The 7,931-nt window shown below is 71.7% G+C and carries 8 protein-coding genes; 4 read left to right on the top strand and 4 right to left on the bottom strand.

From position 1 onward, the window contains the following. On the top strand, window positions 1–224 hold a 224-nt coding region (locus tag ACFXPX_RS26870), incomplete at its 5' end, for a hypothetical protein (protein WP_380643687.1). Window positions 225–391: 167 nt separating this feature from the next. On the opposite strand, the gene ACFXPX_RS26865 is transcribed toward ACFXPX_RS26870, so the two are convergent. Continuing rightward, a complete protein-coding gene (locus ACFXPX_RS26865; RefSeq protein WP_375895831.1) occupies window positions 392–1,396 on the bottom strand; it encodes a stage II sporulation protein M in 1,005 nt (334 codons plus the stop codon). A 243-nt stretch (window positions 1,397–1,639) separates the two neighbouring features. Here ACFXPX_RS26865 and ACFXPX_RS26860 point away from each other — a divergent pair, with 243 nt between their 5' ends. Next, on the top strand, window positions 1,640–2,653 hold the full coding sequence (locus ACFXPX_RS26860; RefSeq protein ID WP_380643685.1) for an RDD family protein: 1,014 nt from the start codon (window positions 1,640–1,642) through the stop codon (window positions 2,651–2,653). Window positions 2,654–2,696: 43 nt separating this feature from the next. Here ACFXPX_RS26860 and ACFXPX_RS26855 read toward each other — a convergent pair whose 3' ends face one another. Further along, window positions 2,697–3,326 carry a hypothetical protein gene (locus ACFXPX_RS26855; RefSeq protein WP_375895836.1) on the bottom strand — a complete coding sequence of 210 codons (630 nt, stop codon included), beginning with the start codon at window positions 3,324–3,326 and terminating at the stop codon, window positions 2,697–2,699. A gap of 110 nt (window positions 3,327–3,436) precedes the next feature. On the opposite strand from ACFXPX_RS26855, the gene ACFXPX_RS26850 reads away from it, so the two are divergent. Together ACFXPX_RS26850 and ACFXPX_RS26845 are read left to right on the top strand one after the other, a co-directional pair. Next, on the top strand, window positions 3,437–3,949 hold the full coding sequence (locus tag ACFXPX_RS26850; RefSeq protein WP_380525661.1) for a SigE family RNA polymerase sigma factor: 513 nt from the start codon (window positions 3,437–3,439) through the stop codon (window positions 3,947–3,949). Continuing rightward, window positions 3,946–5,019, top strand: a complete 1,074-nt coding sequence (locus ACFXPX_RS26845; RefSeq protein ID WP_380643682.1) for a hypothetical protein — start codon at window positions 3,946–3,948, stop codon at window positions 5,017–5,019. Before ACFXPX_RS26850 ends, ACFXPX_RS26845 begins: the two co-directional genes overlap by 4 nt. A 90-nt stretch (window positions 5,020–5,109) precedes the next feature. Here the strand turns inward: ACFXPX_RS26845 and ahcY are convergent, their stop codons facing one another. Together ahcY and ACFXPX_RS26835 are read right to left on the bottom strand one after the other, a co-directional pair. After that, window positions 5,110–6,558, bottom strand: a complete 1,449-nt coding sequence (gene ahcY, locus ACFXPX_RS26840; RefSeq protein WP_375895843.1) for an adenosylhomocysteinase — start codon at window positions 6,556–6,558, stop codon at window positions 5,110–5,112. Window positions 6,559–6,952: 394 nt separating this feature from the next. Beyond that, window positions 6,953–7,930, bottom strand: coding sequence for a cation diffusion facilitator family transporter (locus ACFXPX_RS26835; RefSeq protein ID WP_375895846.1), 978 nt, complete (start codon window positions 7,928–7,930; stop codon window positions 6,953–6,955). Window position 7,931 lies beyond the last annotated feature (1 nt).

The following is a 7,931-nucleotide window of genomic DNA, read 5'->3' as shown; positions in this document are numbered from 1 at the left end:
CAAGGAACGGACGCTTCCTTCGGACCGCCTTCCAGCGGGCCCTCCGGGCGCTTCGTTCTTTCGTGTTTCCAGCTTACCAGATGTTTTCCGCTCCGCTTTCCGGAGTTTCATTCATCCGATTCCCGCTGGCGGGATTTCCTGCGAACTTCGTTCCGAAGCTTATCAAAGCTTTCGGAGTGTTCCGTCCGTGGGATTTGCTTCATCGGAGGGCGCGCATTTCGTGAAACGCGCTCGCCTCGATTTCGGCGGTGTCGTAGACACTAACGCCCGGGCCCGACCGTTGTCCAGTCGCTCCCAACCGTTCAAACCTACTAGCCCACCCACACCACGTCAATGGTTTGGTCGGGATGCGAGAAGACTAGCAGGTCAACGGCCTGTTGATCACCACGGCTCAGGCCGCGACGGGCTGCAGGTCCGCCCGGTCGGCCGCGTCCACGTCGCCGAACTCCCCGCTCGCCGCGGCCTTCCGGCCCAGGACCAGCGCATAGGTGAGGAACGCCGCCTCCGCCACGACTCCGATGGAAATGCGGGCCCAGGTCGGCAGGCCGGACGGCGTCACGAAGGCTTCGAGCACGCCGGCCACGGCCAGCACCGTCGCCAGCCCGATTCCCATGCCGATGATCGAGCGGCCCTGTTCCGCCAGTGCCACCGCGCGGGTGCGCGGGCCGGGGTCGATGAGGGTCCAGCCGAGGCGCAGGCCGAGGCCGCCGGACACGAAGACCGTGGTCAGCTCCAGCAGGCCGTGCGGGATGAGCAGGCCGAGGAAGACGTCCAGCCGCCCGGCCGAGGCCATCAGCCCGACGCCGACGCCGAGGTTGACCACGTTGACCCACATCACGACGAGCACCGGGATGCCCAGTGCGATACCGAAGAGCAGGCACTGCACGGCGATCCAGGCGTTGTTCGTCCAGACCTGGGCCGCAAAGGAGCTGGCCGGCCGGTCCGAGTAGTACGCCTCGTACTGTCCGCCGGGGCGGGTCAGCTCGCGCAGGTCGTCCGGCGCGATCAGGCTGTTCCGGACCTCGGGGTGGGTGGCCATCCACCAGGCGATCAGCACGGTGACGACCATCGAGACCGCCGCGACCGGCATCCACCAGCGGCGCGCGCGGTACAGCGCGGCCGGGAAGCTCACCGTGTAGTAGCGGGCGACGTCCTGCCAGCCGTTGGTGCGGGCGCCGGTCACCGCGCTGCGGCCCCGCGAGACCAGGCCGGTCAGCCGGCCGACCAGGGCCGGGTCCGGCGCGGCGGCCTGCACCTTGGCCAGGTGGCCGGTGGCGCGCTGGTAGAGGGTGACCAGCTCGTCGGCCTCGTCCCCGTTGAGCCGGCGCCTACGGGCAAGGGCGTCCAGCCGGGCCCACTCCCCCTGGTGGGTGGCGACGAAGACGTCCAGGTCCATTCGGCGGCTCCATGGTCGGCGATGGCGCGAGGCGCGCGTGCGCGGGTCGGGCAGGTACGTACGGACACGTGCGGGCCCAGCATGCCAGGAACCGCCGCCGCCCCGGCCGCCGGGATCTCACTTCCCGTGCGACCACCGGGCGCCGTATGTTTGCGGCTGCGGATCAGACTGCGGAGAGCGGGCAGTGGGGGCCGATCCACGTGCGCTCCCACCTGCTCGCATGAGCGTGAACGGACAGGTGTCTTGAGCGACCTGGTGACGGGTGAGGCGGTCGTCCTCGACCTGCAGACGGCGAAGCTTCCGAGCAGGGCGTTGGCGATCGTGCTCGACCTCCTCATCGAGTTCGCCGCCCTGTTCGTGTCGACGCTGGTGCTGAGCATCGCCCTGTCCGGCCTGGACAGCGCGGCGCTGGCCGCGACGATGCTCGGGATGACGGTCTTCTTCCTGGTGGCCCTGCCGGTGATGATCGAGACCCTCAGCCGCGGGCGCTCGGTCGGCAAGGCGGCGCTCGGACTGCGGGTGGTTCGCACCGACGGCGGCCCGGTCCGGTTCCGGCACTCGCTGGTGCGCGGGCTGGTGGGCTTCTTCGAGCTGATCGCGATAACCGGCGCCCCGGCCGTGATCACCTCCACGCTGAACGCGGACGGCAAGCGGCTCGGCGACATCTTCGCCGGGACGGTCGTGGTCCGGGAGCGCACTCCGGCCGGAGCCGGTGCGGCCGGCCCGCTGCCCCCGGTGCACCCGCAGCTGCTGCACGACATGGGCCGTGAGCTGGTCGCGATGGACCTGTCCGCGGTGCCCGAGCCGCTCTGGCTGGCGATCCGTCAACTGCTCGTCCGGGTGGGCCAGTTGGAGCCCGGCGTGTCCTTCCGGATGGCCGCCGGGCTGGCCGAGGACCTGGCCGGCCGGATCGGGAACCCGATTCCGCCGGGACTGCACCCGGCGGCCTACCTGGGCGCGGTGCTCACCGAGCGCCAGCGCCGGGAGTGGATGCGCGCCCAGCAGCGGTTCATGGCCGCGGCCCCCGTCCAGACCCCCGCCCCGCACCCGGCCGTCGCCCAGGCCCCCACGGCCGACGGCCGCCCCCACCGCGTCCTCGGCGTGCCCGCGGCGCACGCGCACGCGCCCGTAGCGACGCCCCCGGTAGCAGCCCCGGCACCGGTCCCGACGCCGGCCGCCCCCGCGGCCCCGTCCTTCGTCAAGCCCTCGCAGCCGACCCCGCCCGCTCCCGACGCAGGCTTCGCCCCACCCGCCTGAACCTCACCCGCCTGAACCCCGCCCCTGCCTGGGCGCCCCGCCCCTACTCCCCCACCGGCCAGGCGTTCGGCGGCGACTGGAGCTCCTCCAGCTCGATCCCCGCCGCCGCCAGCACCACGTCCCCGGCCAGGTGCACCACCTGCTGCTCCCCCGTCTCCAGGTCCGCCACCTGGTAGCGCTCGACCAGCAGCGGCCCCGAGTCCGTCGCGTGGGTGTCCACGCCCTCCAGCAGCCACCCCTGGTCGAAGGTGCGCGGCGCCAGCACCGGCTCGGTGAACGCCACCAGCCGCACCCGGGCGCTCGCCCCCTCCCGCAGCCGCAGCATCCGGGCGGTGGCGACCAGGAAGCCCGGCGAGCGTCCGGCGAAGCCGTGCGCCCGGTCGTGCCCCTCCGCCGCGTGCTCGCCGCCCGGGTCGGCCGCGTCGGTGCGGACCCACGCCACCCCGTCCACCGCGCCGCCGCGCACCTGCCAGCCGCCGGCCCGCAGTTCCATCCGCAACGGCCGGGCCCGCGAGTCCAGCGTCAGGTCGACGCTGCCGATCACCTGCCCGTCCGGCGCGTAGGTCTTGGAGACGTACCGCCAGCCGGCCGCCCCGGGCGCGCAGCTGAACCGCTCCTCGCCGAGCAGCACGTGGTCATGGGTGTCATGGAGCGAGTACCGACCGTTGGGCATGCCCGAAAGCCTACGCACCGGCGTCCGGTGCAACATTCCGGGCCGGTGCCCGCATCAGAGGGTCGGACGGCGCGGGAGACGCGCCGCCGCCACGACGAGAGGGGGTGCAGATGGCGAAGCAGACACGCGACGCGGAGTTCACGGAGTTCGTGGCTTCACGGAGTGGCTGGCTGCGGAAGGTCGCCTATCTGCTGTGCGGGGACTGGCACCGGGCCGACGACCTGGTGCAGGAGACCATCACCAAGCTGTACGTGCACTGGGCGAAGGCGAGCCGCGCGACGAACGTGGACGGCTACGCCCGCCGGACGCTGGTGAACACGTTCCTCGCCGAGCAGCGCACCTCCTGGTGGCGCCGGACGGTACGGACCGGCACCGATCCGGACATCGCGGCCACGAGCATCGACCTGGACGTCTCGCTCGACCTGCGCAAGGCCCTGGCGGCGCTCCCGCCGCGCCAGCGCGCGGCCGTCGTGCTCCGGTACTACTGCGACCTGTCGATCGACCAGGCAGCCGAGGCGCTGAACTGCTCCTCCGGCAACGTGAAGAGCCAGAGCGCGCGCGCCCTGGAGACCCTCCGCCGCAGTCTCGTTCTCGTCCCGGCCCTTGCAGAGAGGACGTCATGACCGCCACCGATCACCGTGAGCTGAGCATCGCCCTGTCGGCTCTGGCCGACGAGCCGGCCCCGCCCGCGGCCTTCGACATCACCACGTCCATCACCCGTGGACGGGCCCGCCTGCAGCGCCGGTACCGGGCCACGGCCGGCGCGGTGGCCGTCGTGGCGGCCGTCGCACTCACGGCCACGATGCTGATGAGGCCCGGCACCACGGCACCGGCGGTGCAGACCCTCCCGGCGGTCACCGCGACGCCGGCCCCGACCCCGACCCCGACGTCGACCACCGCCCCGGCCGCCGCCTCGGACCCGCTCAGCACCGAGGTCTCGTACGGCTGGCTGCCCGACTGGGTGGACCAACCGGGCCGGATCGACCGCGAGATCCAGGCCAAGGGCCTCTACTCCGCGAACAAGGACACCGGCCGGAGCATCCCGCGCCTGAACCTCCAGCTCTACCCGGCCGGGGTCGAGCCGCCGTTGAACCCCCAGTCGCCCCCGTACGACATCCACCTGGTGCGCGAGGACGCCCCCCCGATCAACGGGCGGACGGCCTACTGGGCGAACCTGCCGAGCGGGACGCAGACGTGGTCACTGCGCTGGCTGACCCCCTCGGGCCGCTGGGCGGAGCTCGCCGCGAGCAACGGCACCCCGGAGCAGACCGGTCGCGACGTGCTGCTCAGGGTGGCCAACGGCGTCCGGTACGGACACCGGGACGTCCCGCTGCCGGTCCAGTTCACCAACCTGCCCGAGGAGTTCGGAACACCCGACATGGTGCAGCTCTCCCGCCCGGACCCGGAAGGCCGGGGAGCCTGGAACCTCTACCTGAACTTCAAGGTCCAGGGAAGGACCGTCACCCTCGAACTGCGACCGGACACGGACGAGCCCGGCACGATGCCGACCGGGCACCCCAGCCCCGCCCCGACCTGCCAGTCCCGGAACGGGGTGTGGATCTGCGCCGCCGTGTACGGGGGCGGCACGCCGCCGGCCCTGGACGAGATCGGCGGACTGTCCGGGCTGCTCTCGCGCACCGAGCCGATCGGTGTGAACGAACGCGACTGGACCACCGACGTGTTCGTCCGCTGAGAACGTCCGGACGGCCGTTCTCGGCGGACGACCGGACGACCGACCACGCGCCGAACGCGCCGGTCACCGCGTCAGCGGCGACTCACCGCATCAGTAGCGGTACTGCTCCGCCTTGTACGGGCCCTCGACCGGGACGCCGATGTAGTCGGCCTGCTCCTGGGACAGGGTGGTCAGCTTCACGCCCAGCGCGTCGAGGTGCAGGCGCGCCACCTTCTCGTCCAGGTGCTTCGGCAGCACGTAGACGCCGATCGGGTACTCCTCGGTCTTCGTGAACAGCTCGATCTGGGCGATCGTCTGGTTCGCGAAGGAGTTGGACATCACGAAGGACGGGTGGCCGGTCGCGTTGCCCAGGTTCAGCAGGCGGCCCTCGGAGAGGACGATGATGGTGCGGCCGTCGGCCTTGCGCCACTCGTGGACCTGCGGCTTGACCTCGGTCTTCACGACGCCGTCGAGCTTGGCCAGGCCGGCCATGTCGATCTCGTTGTCGAAGTGGCCGATGTTGCCCACGATGGCCTGGTGCTTCATCCGGGCCATGTGCGAGGCCATGATGATGTCCTTGTTGCCCGTGGTGGTGATGAAGATGTCGGCGGTCTCGACCACGTCCTCCAGGGTGGCGACCTGGTAGCCGTCCATCGCCGCCTGGAGCGCGCAGATCGGGTCGATCTCGGTGACGATGACGCGGGCGCCCTGGCCGCGCAGCGACTCGGCGCAGCCCTTGCCGACGTCGCCGTAACCGCAGACGACGGCGACCTTGCCGCCGATCAGGACGTCGGTGGCGCGGTTGATGCCGTCGATGAGCGAGTGGCGGCAGCCGTACTTGTTGTCGAACTTCGACTTGGTGACCGAGTCGTTGACGTTGATCGCCGGGAACAGCAGCTGGCCGTCACGGTGCATCTCGTACAGGCGGTGGACACCGGTGGTGGTCTCCTCGGTCACGCCCTTGATGGTGGCGGCGACCTCGGTCCACTTGTTCGGGGTCTCCACGAGCGTGCGGTTGAGCAGCTCCAGGATGATCCGGAACTCGTCGTTGTCCGCGGTGGACGGGTCCGGAGCGGCACCGGCCTTCTCGAACTCGACGCCCTTGTGGATCAGCAGGGTGGCGTCACCGCCGTCGTCCAGGATCATGTTCGGGGTCTTGCCGTCGGGCCAGGTCAGCGCCTGCTCGGTGCACCACCAGTACTCCTCCAGGGTCTCGCCCTTCCAGGCGAAGACCGGCACGCCCTGCGGGTTCTCCGGGGTGCCCTCCGGGCCGACCGCGATGGCGGCGGCGGCGTGGTCCTGGGTGGAGAAGATGTTGCAGGAGCACCAGCGGACCTCGGCACCGAGCGCCGTCAGGGTCTCGATCAGCACCGCGGTCTGGACGGTCATGTGCAGCGAGCCGGTGATCCGGGCGCCGGCCAGCGGCTGCGCGGCGGCGTACTCGGCGCGGATGGACATGAGGCCGGGCATCTCGTGCTCGGCCAGCTGGATCTCCTTGCGGCCGAACGGCGCCAGGGAAAGGTCGGCGACCTTGAAGTCACCGGTGATGTCGGTCGACATGCGTCTGCTCCTCGCTGATGGGGTGGGGCACGGGCCGAGGTCCGGATGTGCGGTGCGCATGGCGGGCCGTACGGGTGCACGGCTACGCCGGGGCCGCCGGATCCCGTGGTGGCGGACCGGCTCCCTGCTGCGCAGCACAAACCGTCGGAGGACCTCTCTCCCTCGACCGGCGCACACCCTACGGGTGCGGACCGCCGATCGACCGCCATCAGCAGCGACGTTCTGGCTCTGGTGACGAATCTACACCGATGGCCCCACCGGGCGTCCGCGGATGACTGATTTGGGCGGCCGGATCCGGCCGCCGCCCAGCCGCCGCAGGACCCCTGCCCGTCCCGTGCCCGGCCCCTGCCCGACCGCCGCCGGCCCCCGCCGGACCGGCCCGCCGGACGGTCCGTCAGTGCGCGGCGCCCGGCCCGGGGCCGCCCGGGGTGGCCGCCGGGTCCTCGCCCGCGGCGGCCTTCTCGGCGCTGTAGACGTCCGGCTCCAGGTAGATCGCCCGGGCGATCGGGACGGCGGCGCGGACCCGCTCCTCGGCCGCGTCGATGGCCCGCGCCACCCGGGCGGCGCTGTCCTCCGCGTTGACGGCGATCTTGGCGGCGACCAGCAGTTCCTCCGGGCCGAGGTGCAGGGTGCGCATGTGGATCACCCCGGTGACCGCCTCGCCGTCCACCAGCGCGGCGCGGATCCGCCGCACCGAGTCCTTGTCGGCGGACTCGCCGAGCAGCAGCGACTTGGTCTCCAGCGCGAGCACCACCGCGATCACCACCAGCAGCACGCCGATGCACAGGGTGCCGACGCCGTCCCAGACGCCGTCGCCGGTGATCACGGTGAGCGAGACGCCGAGCAGCGCGAGCACCAGGCCGATCAGCGCGCCGGTGTCCTCCAGCAGCACCACCGGCAGCTCGGGCGCCTTGGCGGTGCGGATGTACTGCACCCAGCCCTGGCCGCCCTTGGCCTTGGCGGACTCGCGCACCGCGGTCAGGAAGGACCAGCCCTCCATCGCGACGGCGAAGACCAGCACGCCCACCGCCCAGCCCCAGGAGTCCAGCGCCTCGGGGTGGTTGACCTTGTGCCAGCCCTCGTAGACCGCGAACAGGCCGCCGACGCTGAACAGCACGATCGCCACCAGGAAGCCGTACACGTAGCGCTCGCGCCCGTACCCGAACGGGTGCTCCTCGTCCGCCGCGCGGCGCGCCCGCTTGCCGCCGATCAGCAGCAGCACCTGGTTGCCGGAGTCGGCCACCGAGTGGACGCCCTCGGCCAGCATCGAGGAGGAGCCGGTGAAGCCGAAGGCGGTGAACTTGGCCACCGCGATCGCCAGGTTGGCGGACAACGCCGCGACCAGTGCCTTCGTCCCGCCCTCTGTGCTCATG

The sequence above is a fragment of the Kitasatospora sp. NPDC059146 genome (assembly GCF_042786665.1).
Lineage (GTDB): Bacteria > Actinomycetota > Actinomycetes > Streptomycetales > Streptomycetaceae > Kitasatospora.
The sequence above is the reverse complement of the archived record's forward strand: the minus strand, read 5'-3'. Positions and strand labels throughout refer to the sequence as shown.